The sequence below is a fragment of the Paracoccus sp. Z118 genome (assembly GCF_019061185.1).
In the GTDB taxonomy this organism is placed as follows: domain Bacteria; phylum Pseudomonadota; class Alphaproteobacteria; order Rhodobacterales; family Rhodobacteraceae; genus Paracoccus.
Genome location: NZ_JAHQZU010000008.1, coordinates 90,513 through 109,244, shown reverse-complemented (window position 1 = coordinate 109,244; position 18,732 = coordinate 90,513). Strand labels below are relative to the sequence as shown.

Sequence of the window (18,732 nt, the reverse complement as noted above, 5' to 3'; positions counted from 1 at the left end):
GGGGGCTTACCGCCCCCGATTCCCCCCGCCCGGCCCCCGATTGCCGCCCGGCGCGCCGCCACGCGGTCCCGCGCCGCCGGGGCGTCCGCCGAACGGCTTCCCACCCGGCTTGCCGCCGAAGGGCTTGCCCCCCGGCCTGCCGCCATGGGGCTTGTCGCCGGCCGGACGCGGCTTGCCATACCCGCCACGGCCGCCGCCCGCGTCTCCGCCGGTGCCGCCGCCCCACGCCTTGCGCGGGCGCTCGCCCTCGGCCCCGGCCGAGCGCGGCTTGCGGTCATAGCCACCTTCAGATCGCGGCTTGCGGTCGAAGCCGCGCCCGCCCTCGGGGGCACCTTCCCGAGGCTTGCGGGCGAAGCCGCCTTCGCCCCGAGGCGTCCGCTCGGAACCGCGCTCGCCTTCGGGACGGGGCTTGCGGTCCTCCGCGCCCCAGCGGGGCTTGCGTTCAAAGGGCCGCTCGCCCTCCGCACCCTCGCGCGGCTTGCGGTCGAAGGGCCGGTCCCCTTGAGGGCGTCGCTCGAAGCTGCGCTCGCCCTCGGCGCGGGACTTGTGGTCGCCTTCGCCGGCACCGTGGCGCGGCTTGCGATCATAGGGGCGGTCCCCCGCCTCGCGGGGCTTGCGGTCGAAGGGCCGATCCCCCTGCGGCTTCCGGTCGAAGGGGCGATCGCCCTGAGGACGACGCTCGAAACTGCGCTCTCCCTCGGCGCGGGGCTTGCGCTCCCAGCCGCCCTCCGAAGCCTGCCGCGGTTTGCGGTCAAAGGGACGGTCCCCGGCCTCGCGTGGCTTCCGGTCGAAACTGCGCTCTCCCTCGGCGCGCGGCTTGCGCTCCCAGCCGCTCTCCGATGCCGGCCGCGGCTTGCGGTCGAAGGGGCGGTCCCCGGCCTCGCGGGGCTTGCGGTCGAAGCTGCGCTCTCCCTCGGCGCGGGGCTTGCGCGGCCCGTCGCGGTCGGCGCCGCGGGGCGGGCGGCGGTCGTCCTGCGAGGGGCGATTGCCGCCGGCGCCTCGGTCGTCGCGACCGGCGCGGCGGGGGCGCTCCTCCTCCGATTCGCCGGTCAGCAGCCCGCCGAGCTGGTCGCGCAGGACGCGGCGCTTGACTTCGATGACCTGATTTTCCTCGATGCCGATCAGGCGGAACGGACCGTAGCCGATGCGGATCAGGCGGTTCACCTGCAGCCCGACATGGGCCATCGCGCGACGGATCTCGCGGTTGCGGCCCTCGCGGATGCCGACCGTCAGCCAGGCATTCGCGCCGCGCTGGCTGTCGAGCTTGATCTCCATCGGCGCGAACTCCTCGCCGTCGATCACCGCGCCGCGGCGCAGCGGGTCGAAGGTCAGCTCGGACGGATTGCCATTCACGCGCACCCGGTAGCGGCGCAGCCAGGCGGTGGAGGGCAGCTCCAGCCGCCGCTTCAGCTCGCCATCGTTGGTCAGCAGCAGCAGACCTTCGGAGTTGAGGTCGAGCCGCCCGATCGACATCACCCGCGGCAGATCGCGCGGCAGCGCGTCGAAGACCGTCTGGCGGCCCTTCTCGTCGTTTTCCGACGTCACCAGCCCGACCGGCTTGTAATAGAGCCACAGCTTGGTTTCCTGCGGCGCGTCCATCGGTTGGCCGTCGATCAGCACCTTGTCGGTCGGCAGGATGTCCAGCGCGGGGCTGGAGATCGCCTCGCCGTTCACCTTGACGCGGCCCTCGACGATCATCCGCTCGGCCTCGCGGCGGCTGGCGACGCCCGCGCGGGCCATCACCTTGGCGATGCGCTCGCCGCCCGAGCTTTTCGGCGCGGGCTCTTCCTCCGCCGCGTCATCGACCGGCTGGGCTTCGGCGGCATCCTCGCCGGCATAGACGGCGGCGTAATCCTCGTCTCGCGCGGGGGCGGCGGGCTCTTCGTTGTCGTCCTGGGGGGTGTTCTGGTCGGTCATGGCGATCTCCTGGCGCATCCCTGCGATGGCAAGCGGCGTTCATATCCTCAACGCCCCGCGCACGAAAGCGGTTCTTGCGCCGCGTTCTTGCACCGGACGCGCCGTCAGGGCAGGACCGCAGCATGACCTTCCGCAGCCACATGCCGCAGGCGCTGTTGCAGGCGCGAGAGGCCGCCCTGCGCGGCGAGGTGCCGGTGGGCGCCGTGCTGTGCGATCCGTCCGGGCGCGTCGTCGCGGCGGCGGGCAACCGCACCCGCGAACTGTCGGACCCCACCGCCCATGCCGAGATCCTCGCCATCCGCGAAGCCTGCGCGCGCGCCGGGTCCGAGCGGCTGCCCGGCCATACGCTGTGGGTCACGCTGGAGCCCTGCCCCATGTGCGCCGCCGCGATCTCCGCCGCGCGGATCTCGACGCTGTATTACGGCGCGTCCGATCCGCGCATGGGCGGGGTCGCGCACGGGGCGCGGGTGTTCGACCACCCGCAATGCCACCACCGGCCGCAGGTCTATGACGGGATCGCGAGCGCCGAATCGCAGGCGCTGCTGCGCGGCTTCTTCGGGGCGCGGCGCTAGTCGGCGCTCCGACGTTCAGGCGGCAGATCGAAGACGACGCAATCGCCGCTGCGACGTTGCCAGCGCCCGGCGTCGTCGGCGGGCAGTTCGAAGCCGGCGCAGAGGCGGAATTTTCCGTCCTCCAGCGGCTCGATCCGGTAAGCCGCGTCCGTGAAGGGATCGGCCAGGCGAACCGGGCCGGGGCAGCCGGCGGTTTCCTCCAGCGACGCCGGCATCCGGCCGCTGTCGCCCGCGAGGCAGGAGATGTGGGTGGAAAGGCGGGTCAGGTCGTCCATGCGGGTGGCGTCGCGCCGCTCCATCCGGCCGCGTCCGGGGCCGCCCGACAGAATCAGCCCGCCGACGATCGCGGCCACCGCCAGCGCGGCGATCGCCCAGGTGGCCCAGCGTTGCATCCCGCGATCACCCCGCATCCAGCTCATCCCGGTAATAGGCCAGCGCCAGCGCCCCGATCAGCGCGACCAACGCCGCCTTGGCCGCGAACCGCCCGGTGAGATCGCCGTTCAGCAGCGCATAGATCAGCGCCACCCCGTCCGACAGCAGCGCCAGCGCCGCCAGCAGCAGCGTGACGGCGGCGAACCAGCGCCGGACCAGCGAGCGGCGCTGGCCCGGATCGCCCGTCGTCGCGCGGGCGATCCGGGCGTTCAGCCAGACGAACAGCGGCACGGTGGGAATCAGCCAGGCGATGGACCAGCGCAGGCTGGAGCGGGGCGGGTCGTGCAGGTCGCCCGGCTCGGGCAGCAGCGAATCGATGATGTCGAAGCCGAGCGCGGCAACGTGCCAGCAGATCAGCCCGAGCATCAGGAACAGCAGCCCATAGACCACCGCCTCGCCCGCCGAGACATAGGGGCGCGGCCTCGGCACCGGCGGCAGATTGCCCTCGCCCGGAAGCCAGGCGCCGAGTGCGGCCTCGATCTCGCGCCCGCTCCAGCCCGCGCCGGTCAGCGCCTGCCGCACGGCGTCGGGGGCAAGGCCGCGCGACAGCGCCGCGTGGACGAAATCCGCCAGTCGGTCGTTGCGCGCCATTCATGCCCTCCGGTTCCGGGGCAGAATGGCGGCTAAGCGTGGCGGGTCAAGCGGCGATGATTTTTCTGCTTGCACCCGGTCGCGGCTTTCCCTAAATCACCCGTCACCGGCAGGGAACACCGCCGGGACGGGGCGCGGGCGTAGCTCAGGGGTAGAGCATAACCTTGCCAAGGTTAGGGTCGTGAGTTCGAATCTCATCGCCCGCTCCAACACAAAAAGGCCGGACCTTCGGGTTCGGCCTTTTTGGTTTTTTACCGGGCGAGAACCGGAGCAGCTTCCACCTCTCGGCTGATGGAGCGGGGCCACAAGCCCGTTTCCGTGCGAGTCCTCGACGCCAGCACTCCGGAGGGACGCGCCTGCACGGGTGGGCGCGAACGCGCCCGCCTGGGGGCGGGCGATCTCCCCCCGGTCCGCTTTGTGCGGACCGGGGGGAGATCGCGTGACCGTTCACCCGGACTGGCACTCTCAACCTGCGACAGCCGACCCACGCCGATCGGTTTAAATGACCGGTGGTTCGCAGCCGCGCCTTACAGCATCCCCGGCACCACCAGATCCGGCGGGCGGTGGCCGTCGGCGAAGGTCTTGATGTTCAGCAGCACCTTCTCGCCCATCTCGGCGCGGCCCTCCATGGTGGCGCTGCCCATGTGCGGCAGCAGAACCACGTTCGGCAGGTCGCGCAGGCGGGGGTTGATGTCGTGGCCATGCTCGAAGACGTCGAGGCCCGCCCCCGCGATCTCTCCCGCCCGCAGCATCCTTGTCAGGGCGTTCTCGTCGATCACCTCGCCGCGCGAGGTGTTCACGATCACCGCCGACGGCTTCATCAGCTTCAGCCGCCGTGCGTTCAGCAGGTGGAAGGTGCTGGGGGTGTGGGGCACGTTCACGCTGACGATATCCATGCGGGCAAGCATCTGGTCGAGACTCTCCCACCAGATCGCACCCAGCGCCTGCTCGACCTCCGGCCGCAGGCGGCGGCGGTTGTGATAATGGACCTGCATCCCGAACACCGCCGCCCGGCGCGCGACCGCCTGCCCGATCCGGCCCATCCCGAGGATGCCGAGCCGCGCCCCCGCGATGCGGCGGCCCAGATAGGCCGTCGGCGCCCAGCCCTGCCAGCGCCCGGCCTGCATCTCGGCCAGCCCTTCCGGGATGCGCCGGGTCACGGCGAGGATCAGCGCCATCGTCATGTCGGCGGTATCGTCCGTCACCACGCCCGGCGTGTTGGACACCAGGATGCCGCGCTGCCGGGCGCTCTCGATGTCGATATGGTCCACCCCCGCCCCGAAATTGGCGATCAGCTTCAACCGCGGCCCGGCCTTCGCCAGCAGGCTCGCGTCGATGCGGTCGGTCACGGTCGGCACCAGCACGTCGCTGTCCTCCATCGCCTGCACCAGTTCCTCGCGCGTCATCGGCGCGTCCACCTCGCGCAGGGCGACGTCGAACAGTTCGGCCATGCGGGTTTCCACCGCGTTGGGAAGCCGCCGCGTCACGGTGACCCGTGGGCGCTGACGCAAGGGTGAGCTTGGGGCCATGGGGTCCTCTCTTCCAAAGCTGGGCCGGTTTTGGCAAAGTGCAACCTGCACGGGGAGGACACAAGCCCCGGCCGCGGGGTGACGAGCCGCCGCGACATGAGGCGCAGACCGCCGGACGATCCCCGGCAACGAGGGCACGATATGAATAACGCACGGGGCATCCTTGGCGCGGCTGTGACGCTTTGTTTCGCGCTGGCGCCGCTGGCCGCCCCGGCGCAGGGGCTTGGCGCGGACGGCACCGCCCGCGCGTCGGACCCGCCCCCGGTGCAGATCGACCCGCGCGAGGTCACGCCGGATTCGCTCATCAGCCGCAACCAGGCGCAGGAGCGCGATCCCAATCGCGGCCCGGTCACCAACCTGCCCCTGCCCCGCTACGTCTCGTTGAAGGGCAGCGAGGGCAACGTCCGGCGCGGGCCGAGCCTGTCGCACCGGATCGACTGGGTGTTCCGCCACGCGGGGATGCCGCTGCGGGTGGTGGCCGAGTTCGGCCACTGGCGCCGGGTCGAGGACCGCGACGGCGCGGGCGGCTGGGTGCATTACTCGCTTCTGTCGGGGGTGCGCACGGCGGTTATCACCTCGGATCTGGTGGACCTGCGCGCCCGCCCCGACACCAACGCGACCGTGGTCGCGCGGGCCGAATCGGGCGCCATCGTCCGGGTGAACGAGTGCAACCCGGACTGGTGCCGCGTCTCGGGCGGCGGCGAGAAGGGCTGGGTGCCCAAATCGGTGATGTGGGGCGTCGATCCGGGCGAGATCCGGGACTGACGCTCAGCCCTCCAGCAGACCGCGCCCGCACAGAAGCGGCTCCACCCCCGGCTTGCGGCCGCGGAACTCGGTCCAGAGCTCGTCTGCGGGCCGGGCGCCGCCCTGCGACAGGATCGCGCGTTCCAGCCGCTGCGCCGTTTCCCGGTCGAAGGCGTCGCCGGTTTCCCTGAAGGCGGCGAAGGCGTCGGCGTCCATCACCTCGGACCAGAGATAGCTGTAATACCCCGCCGAATAGCCGTCGCCGGAAAAGACATGGGTGAAATGCGGCGTCGCATGGCGCATCGGAACGGCCTTGGGGGCGCCCATCGCGCCCAGCAGGTCAGTCTGCGCGTCCATCGGATCGGCGGGCGGCGCGCCGAGGTGGAAGGCGATGTCCACCATCGCGCTTTCCAGATACTCGGTCGTCGCGAACCCGGCATCGGCCTTTTCGGCCGCAAGGATGCGCTCGCGCAGCGCCGCGGGCAGCGGCTCGCCCGTGGCTACATGGCGGGCATGGGTGTCCAGCACCTCGGGCTGCTCCAGCCAATGCTCGAAAAGCTGGCTGGGGAGCTCGACGAAGTCCCGCGCGACCGACGTGCCCGAGATCGAGGGCCAGTCCACGTCCGACAGCATGTGGTGCAGCGCATGGCCGAATTCGTGGAACAGCGTCCGCGCATCGTCCCATGACAGCAGCGCCTGCGCCCCCTCCCCGGCGGGCGGGGTGAAGTTGCAGGCGTTCAGCACGATGGCCCGCTGCCCGTCGCCCATCCGGTGCTGCGGTTGCAGGGCGGAACACCACGCGCCGGACCGCTTGCCGGGCCGGGCGAAGTAGTCGCCCAGCAGCACGGCCATGTGGCGGCCGTCGCGCCTCACATCCCACGCGCGGACATGGGCATCCCACAGCGGCGCGTCAAAAGGCGTGAAGGTCAGCCCGAACAGTCGCCCGGCCACGTCGAAGGCGGCGGCGATCATGCCGTCCAGCGGCAGGTATGGCTTCACCTCGGCATCATCCACCGCCAGCCGGTCGCGGCGGCGGGCGGCGGCATGGAAGCGCCAGTCCCACGACTCCAGCGGGCCGTTGGTGCCGCTCCGCGCCATGCGTTCGGTCAGTTCCGCCTCGTCGCGCAGGACGCGCGGGCGGGCGGCGGCCCAGACCTCGTCCAGCAGCGCCTGCACCTGATCGGCGGTCTGCGCCATCTCGGTTTCCAGCTTGAAGGCGGCGAAGTCGGGATAGCCCAGAAGCTGCGCCCGCTCGTGCCGCAGGGCCAGGATCTCGGCCACGATGGCGCGGTTGTCGGTCGCGGCACCGCCCGCCCCCTGCCCGCTGCCCCGCGCGGCCCAGCCGCGCCACGCCGCCTCGCGCAGCGCACGGTCGGCCGAATGTTCGAGGAACGGCACGATCAGCGAGCGGGCGAGCGTGACCACCTGCCCTTCCATCCCCCGCTCGCGCGCCGCCGCCCGCATGGCGGCCAGCAGGTCGGCGGGCAGCCCGCCGAGGCGGTCATCGGGGACCGGCAGGACGAACTCACGCTCGTCCGTCAGGACGTGCTGGGAAAACTCCGTCGTCAGCGTGGCGAGCCGCCCGCGCAGATCGGCCATGCGCTTGCGGGCGGCGGGGTCCAACGCGGCCCCGGCACGGCGCAGGTCGCGCAGCGCCAGTTCGGTGATGCGGCGGTCCTGCGGGGCCAGCGAATCGGCACGCTCGGCCACCTCCTGCACCCGCGCGAAAAGGCGCGGGTCCATCGCGATGCGGGCGTGATGGGCGGCAAGGCGCGGCGCAAGCTCGCGCTGAAGCGCCTCGCGCCGGTCGTTCGATTGCAGGCCCGCGAGGCTGTAGAAGATGGCGGCGACGCGGGACAGCGGCTCGTCGGCGGTCTCCAGCGCGGCGATGGTGTTGGCGAAGTCGGGCGCGGCGGGGTTCGCGGCGATGGCGTCATGCGCGGCCTCGGCCTCGGCCAGCGCGGCGTCGAAGGCGGGGGCGAAGTCCTCGTCAGCGATCAGGTCGAAGCGCGGCAGGCCGTGCGGGCCGGTCCAGTCGAAAATCTCGCGGTTCATGGCGTCTGTCCTTCTGTTGCGTGCAGGCCCCGCCCGCCGCAGACGGGGCAGTCGGCGCGGGCCGGAATGTCGAGCCTGCGGGTCTCGCCCCAGAGGCCGTCGAACAGGATCATTTGCCCGCGCAGCCCCGCCCCCGTGCCGCGCCGCGTGATTCCGGCGAGCAGCTTGATCGCCTCGATCGCCATCATCCCGCCGACGACACCGGGCAGCGCGCCGACGACCCCCGCCTCGGCGCAGGAGGGGGCGAGACCCGGCGCGGGCGCTTCGGGGAAGATGCAGGCCATGCAGGGGCCGCCGCGGGCGGGGTCGTAAAGGGCCACCTGCCCCTCCCACTGGGCGATGGAGCCGGCGATCAGCGGGGTGGCGGCGGCGACGCAGACGGCATTCACCTCGGCCCGGACGGCGAAGCTGTCGGTGCCGTCGAGGACCAGATCATGCGCCGCGATCAGCTCCGCATCGGCGGCGGTGATGCGGCGGGGCAGCGCGGTGACGGCGATATGCGGGTTCAGCCGGGCGATGGCGTCGGCCGCCGCCTCGATCTTGGGGCGGCCGATATCGGCGGTGGTGAACATCACCTGCCGCTGGAGGTTCGACAGGCCCACCGTGTCGTCATCGGCGACGGTGATTCGCCCCACCCCCGCCGCCGCCAGATACAGCAGCAGCGGCGAGCCGAGTCCCCCCGCCCCGACGACCAGCACCCGCGCCGCCTTCAGCGCCCGCTGTCCCTGCCCGCCCAGCTCGCGCAACACGATATGGCGGGCGTAGCGGTCGAGTTCGGCATCGGTCAGCGGCGCGGCGGGATCGTTCGGGGGGGGATCGTTCGGGGCCGGAACGCTGGGTGTTGCGGGCACAGGGTTGCCCGGCTCGCGCGCGTTCCGCCGCGCCCAGCCGACGACCGCCGCGTAGGCGATGGCGATGGCCCCCAGCACACCCAGCGCAGCCCAGACGCGTGGGCTGACGCCGACCCAGCGGCCGGCCATGCTTGCGGGTGCAAGCAGCGCCACGGCCATCACCGCCGCCCAGGCAAGCGCCAGGGCCGCCGCCAGCCGCGCCCCGCGCCAGCCGGCGACGCGGGCGGCCAGCACCAGAACGGCGATGACGAGAATTCCGCCCATCAGCCCCTCCCGGTCGAGCCGAAGCCGCCCTCGCCCCGCGCCGATCCGTCCAGCGCCTCGGCCAGCGCGAAACGCGCCCGGTGGACCGGGGCCAGCACCGCCTGCGCGATGCGGTCGCCATGATGGACGGTGAAATCCTCGGGCCCGAGATTGATCAGGATCACCCCCACGGGGCCGCGATAATCCGCGTCGATGGTGCCGATGCCGTTCGCCAGCCCGATCCCATGCCGCAGCGCGAGGCCCGAGCGGGCGCGAAGCTGCACCTCCCACCCCTCGGGGATCTGCATCCGCAGCCCGGTCGGAACCAGCGCGATCCCCCCTCGCGCCAGCCGCAACGTGCCGCCGCCCAGATCGGCGCGGAAGTCGGCGCCCGCGGCGCCGGCCGTCGCATAGTCGGGCAAGGGCAGCGCCGGATCGGCGCCCGGCTCGCGGACGACAAGGATGGTGGGGGCATCAGGGGTTTGCATCGGGTTCCGGTCCATGAGTGGGACATGAGTGCCAGAAACGGAAACGGCCCGCCACCCGGACACGGGAAGCGGGCCGGAACCCTTGGGCAGTATGATCGCCTCAGCGCGGGGCGATCATCATCACCATCTGCCGGCCTTCCAGCTTGGGCATCGATTCGACCTTGCCGGTCTCGCCCACATCATTCCTTATGCGGTTGAGCAGCTCGGCCCCGATGTTCTGGTGCGCCATCTCGCGGCCGCGGAAGCGCAGCGTCACCTTGACCTTGTCGCCGTCTTCCAGGAAGCGCAGCACGTTCTTCATCTTTACATCGTAGTCGTGGGTGTCGGTTCCGGGGCGGAACTTCACCTCCTTGACCTCGATGATCTTCTGCTTCTTGCGCGCCTCGGACTCGCGTTTCTGCTGTTCATACTTGAACTTGCCGAGATCCATGATCTTGCAGACCGGCGGGCTGGCGTTCGGGGAAATCTCGACCAGATCGAGCCCTGCCTCTTCGGCGAGTTGCATCCCGCGCGCGGGAGTCACGACCCCGACGTTTTCGCCGTCGGCGCCGATCAGGCGGATTTCGGGGACGCGGATGCGGTCGTTGACGCGGGGGCCGGTTTCGCGCGTGGGGGGCGCATTGTGCGGTCTGCGGGCTATGGCAATGTTCCTTGATTGCGGATGGGACTGTTCGAAAGTAAGGAAGCCGGGCCGGGATTTCAACCGGATTCACGGTGCCGGGCCCCGCGCGGGCCGACCTGTTGCCGCGCCGCAGCGGGTTTTCCGTTCCTCTTGGTTGTGCGATAGAGGCGGCGATCAGAAACCCGCGTCAGGTGAGCAGATGTCCCGAATTTTCGTGCTGGTGATCGCCCTGCTGGGCGTGGCTGCGATCGTGTGGTGGGGCGTGATCGACCGGTCCGGCCCGGCCGCAACGGTCGATTCCGTTGCCGTGGCCCCCGCGGAGGATGCAGCCGAGGATGCAGGCGATGCGGCCGATGCCGCCGCCGACGCCGCTGCCATCGCCACCGACTCGGCGGCCGAGGCGGCCGGCAACGCCGATGCCGCCGAGGTCGGCGCCGCCACGGACGCCGCCGCCGAGGCCGAGGCCGCCGCCGAACAGGCGATCCGCGCGGCCGACGAGGCCGCGCGCGCCGCGGATGAAGCGGCCCGGCAGGCCGAGCAGGGCGATCTCGCCACCGCCGAAACCGCGTCCGAGGCCGCGGATCAGGCCGCAACGGTGGCCGCCGAGGCCACGGAGGTCGCGGCCGAGGCGACGCTCACCACCGCCGAGATCGCGACCCTGCTGACGCCTGAGGGCTTCGACGCCGGGCGCGTCACGCAGCTGATCGACGCCAGCCCTCTCGCCGAGGCGCAGAAGACCTCGCTGAAGGCCGTCGTGGGCGCGGCAGCCGCCAACCCCGCCTTCCTGCAATCGGCGCTGGATCAGGTGCGCTCGGTCCTGCGCTGACGATGAACGAAAGAAGCGATCCGATGATCGGGGCCAGCCCCGTCCTGCGCGAAACGGGGCCTGCGCCGGCAGCCCCCGCCGCCGCGCCGCGACGGGTGCAGTCGCTCGCCAGCTTTCTCGCCTTGCCGGGCGACGCGCTGGCCCGCGGCCCCATCGCCGTGATCCTGATCGAGGATTCCGTCGAGGTCGCCTCGACGCTGGCCCATCACATCCGCGCGGGCTTTCGCAAGATCCTCGCCCTGTCACCCGAGCCGCTGACCGCAGCCGACCTGCCCGACGATCCCAAGGACCGCATCGTCAACCTGATCCACGACACCCGCCGGGGCGGCGCCCATGTCGGCGTCGTCAACGCGCTGATCGACGCCGCGCCCCCGGATACCTGGATGTATTACGGCTATAACGCCGAGTACCTGTTCTATCCCTTTTCGGAAACGCGCGGCGTGGGCGAGATGCTCGCCTTTCACACGGAAGAGCGGCGGCGGGCGATGCTGACCTATGTCATCGACCTCTACACCCCCGACCTGAGCCGCTATCCCGACGCGGTCAGCCTTGACGAGGCGGCGTTCGACGGCACCGGCTATTACGCGCTCGGCCGGCCCGACCGGCAGGGCGGCGTCAAGGAACGCCAGCTCGATTTCTACGGCGGGCTGCGCTGGCGGTTCGAGGAGCATCTGCCCCCCGATCGTCGCCGCATCGACCGGATCGCGCTGTTCCGCACCCAGCCCAAACTGCGGCTGCTGCCCGACCATCGCTTCGATGTCGAGGAATACAACACCTATGCCTGCCCCTGGCACCACAACCTGACCGCCGCCATCGCCTCGTTCCGGGTCGCCAAGGCGCTGGCCCGCAACCCCGCATCGCGCGATCAGGTGCGCGGCTTTGGCTGGAACAACTCGATGCCGTTCCGCTGGACCTCGCAGCAACTTCTGGACCTCGGGCTGATGGAGCCCGGCCAGTGGTTCTGAGCCCCTGCGGGTGACGCGGGGCAAAGGGCAATTCGGGCCGGTTCCCTTGCGCGGCGGCAAGCCCGGATGATAGACCTGCTGCCGAACCCGGCGGACGCCTTTCGCACCCGCAGGAACCAGCGACAAGGATAGAACCGCATGGCGATGGACCGCACCAGCTTCGACAAGGGCGACCTTCTGGCCTGCGCGCGGGGCGAGCTGTTCGGCCCCGGCAATGCGCAACTGCCCGAGCCGCCGATGCTGATGATGGACCGCATCACCGACATCAGCGAGGATGGCGGCCTGCATGGCAAGGGCCATGTCGTCGCCGAGTTCGACATCACCCCCGACCTGTGGTTCTTCGCCTGCCATTTCCCCGGCAACCCGATCATGCCGGGCTGTCTCGGGCTTGACGGGCTGTGGCAACTGACCGGCTTCAACCTCGGCTGGCGCGGCTGGCAGGGGCGGGGCTATGCGCTGGGGGTGGGCGAGGTCAAGCTGACCGGCATGGTCCGCCCCGACCGCAAGCTTTTGACGTACAAGGTCGATTTCACCAAGGCCATTCAGTCCCGCCGGCTGACGATGGGCGTCGCCGACGGCATCGTCGAGGCGGACGGCGAGGTCATCTATCAGGTCAAGGACATGAAGGTCGCTCTCTCCGAGAGCTGAACCGAAGGAGGGCCGCATCATGCGCCGCGTCGTCATCACCGGGCTGGGGATCGTCTCGCCCATCGGCAACAATGCCGCAGAAGTCACCGAAAGCCTGCGGGAAGGCCGCTCCGGCATCGTGTTCTCGCCGGACTATGCCGAGCACGGCTTCCGCAGCCAGGTCGAGGGGCGGCCGACCATCGACATCGCCGCCCATGTGGACAAGCGCGACCTGCGCTTCATGGGCGAAGGCGCGGCGTGGAACTTCATCGCCATGCAGCAGGCCATCGCCGATAGCGGGCTGGAGCCGTCGGACGTGTCGAACGAACGCACCGGGCTGGTGATGGGATCGGGCGGGCCGTCCACGTCGAACTTCTTCAGCGCCCACAAGACCGTCATCGAGAAGGGCGCGCCCAAGCGCATGGGGCCGTTCATGGTGACGCGCTGCATGTCCTCCACGAACTCTGCCTGTCTGGCCACGCCGTTCGCAATCAAGGGCGTGAACTATTCGATCACCTCGGCCTGCTCGACCAGCGCGCACTGCATCGGCAACGGCGTCGAGCAGATCCAGATGGGCAAGCAGGACATCGTCTTCGCCGGCGGCGGCGAGGAACTGGACTGGACGCTGAGCTGCCTGTTCGACGCGATGGGGGCGATGTCGTCCAAATACAACGACGCGCCCGCCACGGCCTCGCGCCCCTTCGACGCGACCCGCGACGGCTTCGTCATCGCCGGCGGCGGCGGCGTGGTCGTGCTGGAAGAACTGGAACACGCCCGCGCCCGCGGCGCGAAGATCTACGCCGAAGTGACCGGCTACGGCGCGACCTCGGACGGCTATGACATGGTAGCCCCGTCCGGCGAGGGCGGCGAGCGGTCGATGCGGATCGCGCTGGCGACCCTGCCCGAAGGCCGCAGGATCAGCTATGTCAACGCGCACGGCACCTCGACCCAGGCGGGCGACGTGACCGAGATCAAGGCCCTGCGCCGCGTCTTCGGTGAGGGCGCCGTGCCGCCCGTTGCCTCGACCAAGTCGCTGACCGGCCATTCGCTGGGAGCGACCGGGGTTCACGAGGCGATCTATTCGCTGCTGATGATGCAGCAGGGCTTCATCTCGGCCTCGGCCAACGTCACCGAGCTCGACCCGGAGATCCATCCCGGCGAGATCGCCACGCAGCGCATCGACGACGTCGATTTCGACAGCGTCCTGTCCAACAGCTTCGGCTTCGGCGGCACCAACGCCACGCTGGTCCTGTCCAAGTTCCGCGACTGACATTCACGCAGAGGTTCACATCATGCCCGGATTGCTCGAGGGGAAACGCGCCCTTGTCATGGGGGTCGCGAACGACCATTCGATCGCCTGGGGCATCGCGCAGGCCTTGGCCGCGCAGGGGGCGGAGCTGGCCTTCACCTACCAGGGCGAGGCATTCGGCAAGCGGGTCGAGCCGCTGGCCGCCTCGCTCGGCTCGGACCTGCTGCTGGACGTGGACGTGTCCGACGACGCCTCGCTGGACGCGGCCTTCGGCACGCTGACGGAACGCTGGGGGCGGCTGGACATCATCGTCCACGCCATCGCCTATTCCAGCAAGGACGAGCTGACCGGCCGGTTCGTCAACACGACGCGGGCGAACTTCAAGAACTCGCTGGATATCTCGTGCTATTCGCTGATCGAGGTGGCGCGCCGCGCGCTGCCCCTGATGGCCGCCAACGAACCGGGGGGCGGCACGATCCTGACGCTGACCTATGCCGGGTCGAACCGGGTGACACCGTTCTACAACGTGATGGGCGTCGCCAAGGCGGCGCTGGAATCGGCGGTGCGCTATCTGGCCAACGACCTCGGCCCCGACGGCATCCGCGTCAACGCCATCAGCCCCGGCCCGATGCGGACGCTGGCGGGCGCGGCCATCGGCGGCGCGCGCAAGACCTATCGCCATACCGAGGCGAACGCGCCCCTGCGCAGCAACGCCACGCTGGAGGCGATCGGCGGGACGGCGGTGTGGCTGGCGTCCGACTGGGGCGCCTGCACCACGGGCGAGGTGGTGATGGTGGACAGCGGCTATCACGTGCTGGGGATGCCGCAGCCCGACAATATCTGACGCCGGACCGGGGCGCTGCCCCGGACCCCGGGATATTTCCAGACAGAAGATGGGAGGGTCGAATGGCGACGCAGTTCTTCACCGCGGCGGATGGCGCGCGGCTGGCTTACCGCGACGAAGGCGCGGGGCTGCCGGTGCTGTGCCTTGCGGGCCTCACCCGCAGCATGGACGATTTCGACTACCTGGCGCCGACACTGGCGGATTGCCGGATGATCCGCATGGATTACCGCGGGCGCGGGCAGTCGGACTGGACGGGGGCCGAGAGCTATACCGTTCCGGTCGAGGGCGCGGACGCGCTGGCGCTGCTGGATCATCTGGGGATCGACCGGGCGGCGGTGATCGGCACCTCGCGCGGGGGGCTGATCGCGATGTATCTGGCGGCGGTGGCGAAGGACCGGCTGCTGGGGGTCTGCCTGAACGATGTCGGCCCGCAGCTGCGGCGCGAGGGGCTGGAGGCGATCATGGAGTATGTGGGCCGCCGGCCCTCGGCCCGGACACTGGCCGAGGTGGCGGAGCGGTTGCCTTCGTCGCTGAAGGGCTTCGGCGAGGTGCCTGCGGGGCGGTGGGAGGAGGAGGCCGCGCGGCTTTACCGGCAGGTCGAGGACGGCGTGGAGCTGACCTACGACCCCGCGTTGCGCGACGCGTTCCTGGCGGCGTTCAAGAACCCCGACGCCACGGCTTGGCCGCTGTTCGACGCGATGGAGGGGCTGCCGCTGGCGCTGATCCACGGCGCGGGCTCGGACCTGCTGGGCGAGGACGCGGTGGCGGAGATGCGGCGGCGGCGGCCGGACATGATCTACGGGAAGGTGCCGGGGCGGGGGCATATTCCGTGGCTGGATGAGGGGGAGAGTGTGGCGGTGGTCAGGGAGTGGGTGGGGAGAATGCGGTAGGGAGCGTGGAGGTGCGCATTAGCGCGCATCCTACACGAACAACGCTCTACAGCTTAGAAAGGCCGGGTCTGATCTGCAATGTCACTTGCTAAAATACTGCGAATTCTCAAGTATGGCATCGCGGCGCCTGTCCTTGATGTGATAATTAGAAACTCCACTCTTCTGGACGGAAGGATGGGCGTCCCTCCTGAGCCGATCAATTTTGCAGGTGGCGGAAACTTCCGTGAGATCGGCGAACAGCAGGTGGACCTCTTAGTATCCAGAGCCCGACTATCGGCCGAGGACCGTGTAATGGATGTAGGTTGTGGCATCGGCCGGCTCGCCCTTCCACTCGCCCGGCGCTTTCCTAGTCTGGACTATAGTGGATTTGATATCGTTCGGTACGGCGTCTCATGGACCAGAAAAACTCTACGCGAAAAGCCGAACTTCAAACTGACTCACGTGGACATCCGTAATTCATTCTACAATCCGTTCGGCCGAGTACCCGCGGAACAATTTGTTTTCCCGCAGACATCTGACTCCCTCGATCTAGTGTTCGCCACCTCAGTATTTACTCACCTTACTGAAGCAAGTGCGCGCAACTATCTAAAGGAAATTGGCAGGTGTTTAAGCCAAGGAGGCCGAGTCTACCTGACCGCATTTATAGTTGATGACCAAGCCCATTCCCGTGCGGCCTTCAAGTTCAGCAACCGGATTGGCCTGGCTTATGTTGCTTCCCGATCAGAGCCAGAGATGGCCGTGGGCTACGATATCGTAGGACTGCAAAGAATGGCTCACGATGCTGGCTTATCCATTTGCGAGATCTTTCGCGGGTCTTGGCGTGGGGATATAGTAGCACATGACTTTCAGGACGCAATACTTCTATCCAGAAGCTAGTTATTTTAGCTTTTAGTTACGATGCGGCCATCGGATGAGTGCTTCGTTATCCATCCGCACGGGCAAGAGCGGCCATTCTTTTCGGCTGCGACATGAAGCTCTCTCCAGTGATCCGCCCATTCCTCCTGCGTTATTCCGATCGAGCGATTGCGCTGAAAATCTTTGGCGTAAAGCTCGCAAGGACTCAAAGAGACATTATGCTTACCGGAAATAGTTGCGTCATTTCTCATGAAAATCCTTCCTTTCTTCAGACATAATTTCGTGACCGCGCTTTGGGTCACCCCCACACCCCCACAAACTCCCGCCACTCGCCCTTGCTCATCCCGCTGCTCTCCGCCGTCACCACCTCCCCCGCCAGCCGCCGCCTCAGCACCTCGACCGCCTTGCCCGAAAGCGACACCCCGCCCAGCCGGTAATCCTCGAATGCCCCATACGCCAGCGGCACCCAGTCCGCCACGATCCGGCACATCGCTTCGGCATAGACCCTGATCTCGTATTGCGCGTGGACATCCGCCCGCAGGCGCAGGAAATGGAACAGGTTGTGGAGGTCGGTTTTCCAATACCATTGCGTATAGATATTCGCCGGCAGGTTCATCCGCGCGAGTTCCCGCGCCAGCCCCTGCTGGCCGTCCTGGCTCAGCATCCCCTCGTAATGGTCATAGGCGCGCATCGAATCCTCGCGCAGCAGGTCCAGCACGCGCTGCGCCTCGTCGCCCGACAGCACCTCGCCGCGGCCCTGATTGTTGACCGTCGATTGTGCGGCCAGTTGCTCGGGCGCGGGAATGTAGAATTCGCGGTCGAGGATCGAATAGCGGGCGGAGTATTCGTTCACATTCGCCGTCCGGTGGCGGATCCACTGGCGGGCGACGAAGACCGGCAGCTTGACGTGGAATTTCACCTCGCACATCTCGAACGGGGTCGAGTGCCAGTGCCGCATCAGATAGCGGATCAGCCCCTCGTCGTTCGACACGGCTTTCGTGCCCCGGCCATAGCTGACGCGCGCCGCCTGCACGATGGCGCTGTCGTCGCCCATGTAGTCGATGACCCGGATCAGCCCGTGGTCCAGCACCGGGTGGGCCGCATACAGGTGCCGCTCCATCCCTTCGCTGACCGCGCGCAGGGTGGGGCGCGGGGCGCTGCGGGCGTCGTCGATCTCGGCTTGCTGTTCGGGGGTCAGCGGCATCGGGCGGTCCTTTCCGGTTGTCGGCCGCCTGTCTAGCGGAGCCGCGCCAGCCGTGAAAGGATGCCGGCGACAAACGGGAAAGGAACCACGATGGAAATCCGCTACCTGCACACGATGGTGCGCGTGCTCGACCTGGACGCCTCGATGCGCTTCTTCGGCCTGCTGGGCCTGCGCGAGATCAAACGCATCGAAAGCGAGAAAGGCCGCTTCACGCTGGTCTACATGGCGCCCGAGGGCGGCGAGGAGACGCCCGTCGAGCTGACATACAACTGGGACGGCGACGAGGGGCTGCCCTCGGACAGCCGCCATTTCGGGCATCTGGCCTATGAGGTGGGCGACATCTACGCGATGTGCCAGCACCTGATGGACAACGGCGTGACGATCAACCGGCCGCCCCGCGACGGGCATATGGCGTTCGTGCGCAGCCCCGACAACATCTCGATCGAGTTCCTGCAGAAGGGCGAGAGCCTGCCGCCGCAGGAGCCGTGGGCGAGCATGGAGAATACCGGCCACTGGTGAGCCTGCGCGAACGAAGCGCGGCGCTGGCGCGTTCCGTTGGGGCAACCCGATGAGGAACGCGCCATGCCGGACCAGCCCGATTACGCGACGCTCGAGGAAGCCGCCGAGGCCGCGCAGCACTGCACACGCTGCGATCTTTACTGCCACGCGACGCAGACCGTCTGGGGCGAGGGTTCGCCGGATGCGCGGCTGATGATCGTGGGCGAGCAGCCGGGCGATCAGGAGGACTTGCAGGGCCGGCCCTTCGTCGGCCCGGCGGGCGACATCCTGGCCGAGGCGATGGAACGCGCGGGCCTGCCCCGTGAAAAGGTGTGGATGACGAATGCCGTCAAGCACTTCAAGTTCACGGTGAAGACCACCGCGCGCGGCGGCAAGCGGCGGCTGCACCAGAATCCCGACCGGCCGGAAATCGACGCCTGCCACTGGTGGCTGGGGATCGAGCAGCGCTTCATCCAGCCGAAGCTGACGCTCGCGCTGGGGGGCACCGCGGCTTACGCGCTGACCGGCCGGAAGGAGGGCATCACCAAACGCCGCGGCAAGGTCGAGGAGACGGAAACCGGCTCGGTCCTGCTCAGTTGGCATCCCTCCTACATCCTGCGCGTCCCCAACCGCGGGGCGGCGGACCGGGCGCGGGCGCAGCTTCTCGACGACCTGAAACTGGCGGCAGAGCTTGTCGCCTGACCGGCCGGCGGATATTGGCAGACCGTCA

General features: G+C 69.2%; 20 protein-coding genes and 1 tRNA gene. 12 read left to right on the top strand and 9 right to left on the bottom strand.

Annotation, left to right across the window (positions count from 1 at the left end; genetic code table 11):
• Positions 1–6 precede the first annotated feature (6 nt).
• Positions 7–1,917, bottom strand: coding sequence for a pseudouridine synthase (locus KTN05_RS09100; RefSeq protein ID WP_217329075.1), 1,911 nt, complete (start codon positions 1,915–1,917; stop codon positions 7–9).
• A gap of 122 nt (positions 1,918–2,039) precedes the next feature.
• On the opposite strand from KTN05_RS09100, the gene KTN05_RS09095 reads away from it, so the two are divergent.
• The gene (locus KTN05_RS09095; RefSeq protein WP_217329074.1) at positions 2,040–2,489 is read left to right on the top strand and encodes a nucleoside deaminase; all 450 of its coding nucleotides are present in this window, start codon (positions 2,040–2,042) and stop codon (positions 2,487–2,489) included.
• On the opposite strand, the gene KTN05_RS09090 is transcribed toward KTN05_RS09095, so the two are convergent.
• The gene (locus KTN05_RS09090) at positions 2,486–2,881 is read right to left on the bottom strand and encodes a hypothetical protein (RefSeq protein WP_217329073.1); all 396 of its coding nucleotides are present in this window, start codon (positions 2,879–2,881) and stop codon (positions 2,486–2,488) included. The two genes, KTN05_RS09095 and KTN05_RS09090, sit on opposite strands and share 4 nt — an antisense overlap.
• 7 nt (positions 2,882–2,888) lie before the next feature.
• Positions 2,889–3,512: a DUF5671 domain-containing protein gene (locus KTN05_RS09085; RefSeq protein ID WP_217329072.1), complete on the bottom strand. Its 624-nt coding sequence runs from the start codon at positions 3,510–3,512 to the stop codon at positions 2,889–2,891.
• Between the two features lie 134 nt (positions 3,513–3,646).
• Here KTN05_RS09085 and KTN05_RS09080 point away from each other — a divergent pair.
• Positions 3,647–3,721 (top strand) — tRNA-Gly (locus tag KTN05_RS09080).
• Positions 3,722–4,039: 318 nt separating this feature from the next.
• Here KTN05_RS09080 and KTN05_RS09075 read toward each other — a convergent pair.
• Positions 4,040–5,041 (bottom strand): D-glycerate dehydrogenase, encoded by a 1,002-nt coding sequence (locus tag KTN05_RS09075; protein WP_217329071.1) that lies wholly within the window; start codon positions 5,039–5,041, stop codon positions 4,040–4,042.
• Positions 5,042–5,182: 141 nt separating this feature from the next.
• On the opposite strand from KTN05_RS09075, the gene KTN05_RS09070 reads away from it, so the two are divergent.
• Positions 5,183–5,806, top strand: coding sequence for an SH3 domain-containing protein (locus tag KTN05_RS09070; protein ID WP_217329070.1), 624 nt, complete (start codon positions 5,183–5,185; stop codon positions 5,804–5,806).
• A gap of 3 nt (positions 5,807–5,809) precedes the next feature.
• On the opposite strand, the gene KTN05_RS09065 is transcribed toward KTN05_RS09070, so the two are convergent.
• From KTN05_RS09065 to infC, 4 genes are all read right to left on the bottom strand, one after another.
• Entirely contained in the window at positions 5,810–7,840 is a 2,031-nt protein-coding gene (locus tag KTN05_RS09065) for a M3 family metallopeptidase (protein ID WP_217329069.1), read from the bottom strand.
• Entirely contained in the window at positions 7,837–8,955 is a 1,119-nt protein-coding gene (locus KTN05_RS09060) for a HesA/MoeB/ThiF family protein (RefSeq protein WP_217329068.1), read from the bottom strand. Before KTN05_RS09060 ends, KTN05_RS09065 begins: the two co-directional genes overlap by 4 nt.
• Complete coding sequence (gene dut / locus KTN05_RS09055; protein ID WP_217329067.1) at positions 8,955–9,422, bottom strand: dUTP diphosphatase; 468 nt, start codon at positions 9,420–9,422, stop codon at positions 8,955–8,957. Before dut ends, KTN05_RS09060 begins: the two co-directional genes overlap by 1 nt.
• Before the next feature lie 100 nt (positions 9,423–9,522).
• Positions 9,523–10,062 (bottom strand): translation initiation factor IF-3, encoded by a 540-nt coding sequence (infC, locus tag KTN05_RS09050; protein WP_217329119.1) that lies wholly within the window; start codon positions 10,060–10,062, stop codon positions 9,523–9,525.
• 181 nt (positions 10,063–10,243) lie between these two features.
• Here infC and KTN05_RS09045 point away from each other — a divergent pair, with 181 nt between their 5' ends.
• From KTN05_RS09045 to KTN05_RS18665, 7 genes are all read left to right on the top strand, one after another.
• Positions 10,244–10,870 carry a hypothetical protein gene (locus KTN05_RS09045; protein ID WP_217329066.1) on the top strand — a complete coding sequence of 209 codons (627 nt, stop codon included), beginning with the start codon at positions 10,244–10,246 and terminating at the stop codon, positions 10,868–10,870.
• A 2-nt stretch (positions 10,871–10,872) separates the two neighbouring features.
• The gene (locus KTN05_RS09040) at positions 10,873–11,835 is read left to right on the top strand and encodes a glycosyltransferase family 2 protein (RefSeq protein ID WP_254368091.1); all 963 of its coding nucleotides are present in this window, start codon (positions 10,873–10,875) and stop codon (positions 11,833–11,835) included.
• A gap of 138 nt (positions 11,836–11,973) precedes the next feature.
• Positions 11,974–12,483, top strand: a complete 510-nt coding sequence (gene fabA / locus KTN05_RS09035) for a bifunctional 3-hydroxydecanoyl-ACP dehydratase/trans-2-decenoyl-ACP isomerase (protein WP_217329065.1) — start codon at positions 11,974–11,976, stop codon at positions 12,481–12,483.
• A 19-nt stretch (positions 12,484–12,502) separates the two neighbouring features.
• Positions 12,503–13,732, top strand: a complete 1,230-nt coding sequence (gene fabB / locus KTN05_RS09030; RefSeq protein ID WP_217329064.1) for a beta-ketoacyl-ACP synthase I — start codon at positions 12,503–12,505, stop codon at positions 13,730–13,732.
• 22 nt (positions 13,733–13,754) lie between these two features.
• Complete coding sequence (locus tag KTN05_RS09025; protein WP_217329063.1) at positions 13,755–14,555, top strand: enoyl-ACP reductase; 801 nt, start codon at positions 13,755–13,757, stop codon at positions 14,553–14,555.
• A gap of 62 nt (positions 14,556–14,617) precedes the next feature.
• A complete protein-coding gene (locus KTN05_RS09020) occupies positions 14,618–15,445 on the top strand; it encodes an alpha/beta fold hydrolase (protein WP_217329062.1) in 828 nt (275 codons plus the stop codon).
• Positions 15,446–15,523: 78 nt separating this feature from the next.
• Entirely contained in the window at positions 15,524–16,321 is a 798-nt protein-coding gene (locus KTN05_RS18665; protein WP_371823315.1) for a class I SAM-dependent methyltransferase, read from the top strand.
• Positions 16,322–16,598: 277 nt separating this feature from the next.
• Here the strand turns inward: KTN05_RS18665 and thyX are convergent, their stop codons facing one another.
• On the bottom strand, positions 16,599–17,504 hold the full coding sequence (thyX, locus tag KTN05_RS09010; protein ID WP_217329060.1) for an FAD-dependent thymidylate synthase: 906 nt from the start codon (positions 17,502–17,504) through the stop codon (positions 16,599–16,601).
• Between the two features lie 90 nt (positions 17,505–17,594).
• Here thyX and KTN05_RS09005 point away from each other — a divergent pair, with 90 nt between their 5' ends.
• Together KTN05_RS09005 and KTN05_RS09000 are read left to right on the top strand one after the other, a co-directional pair.
• Positions 17,595–18,023, top strand: coding sequence for a VOC family protein (locus KTN05_RS09005; RefSeq protein ID WP_217329059.1), 429 nt, complete (start codon positions 17,595–17,597; stop codon positions 18,021–18,023).
• A gap of 63 nt (positions 18,024–18,086) precedes the next feature.
• Positions 18,087–18,704, top strand: a complete 618-nt coding sequence (locus KTN05_RS09000) for a UdgX family uracil-DNA binding protein (RefSeq protein ID WP_217329058.1) — start codon at positions 18,087–18,089, stop codon at positions 18,702–18,704.
• Positions 18,705–18,732 lie beyond the last annotated feature (28 nt).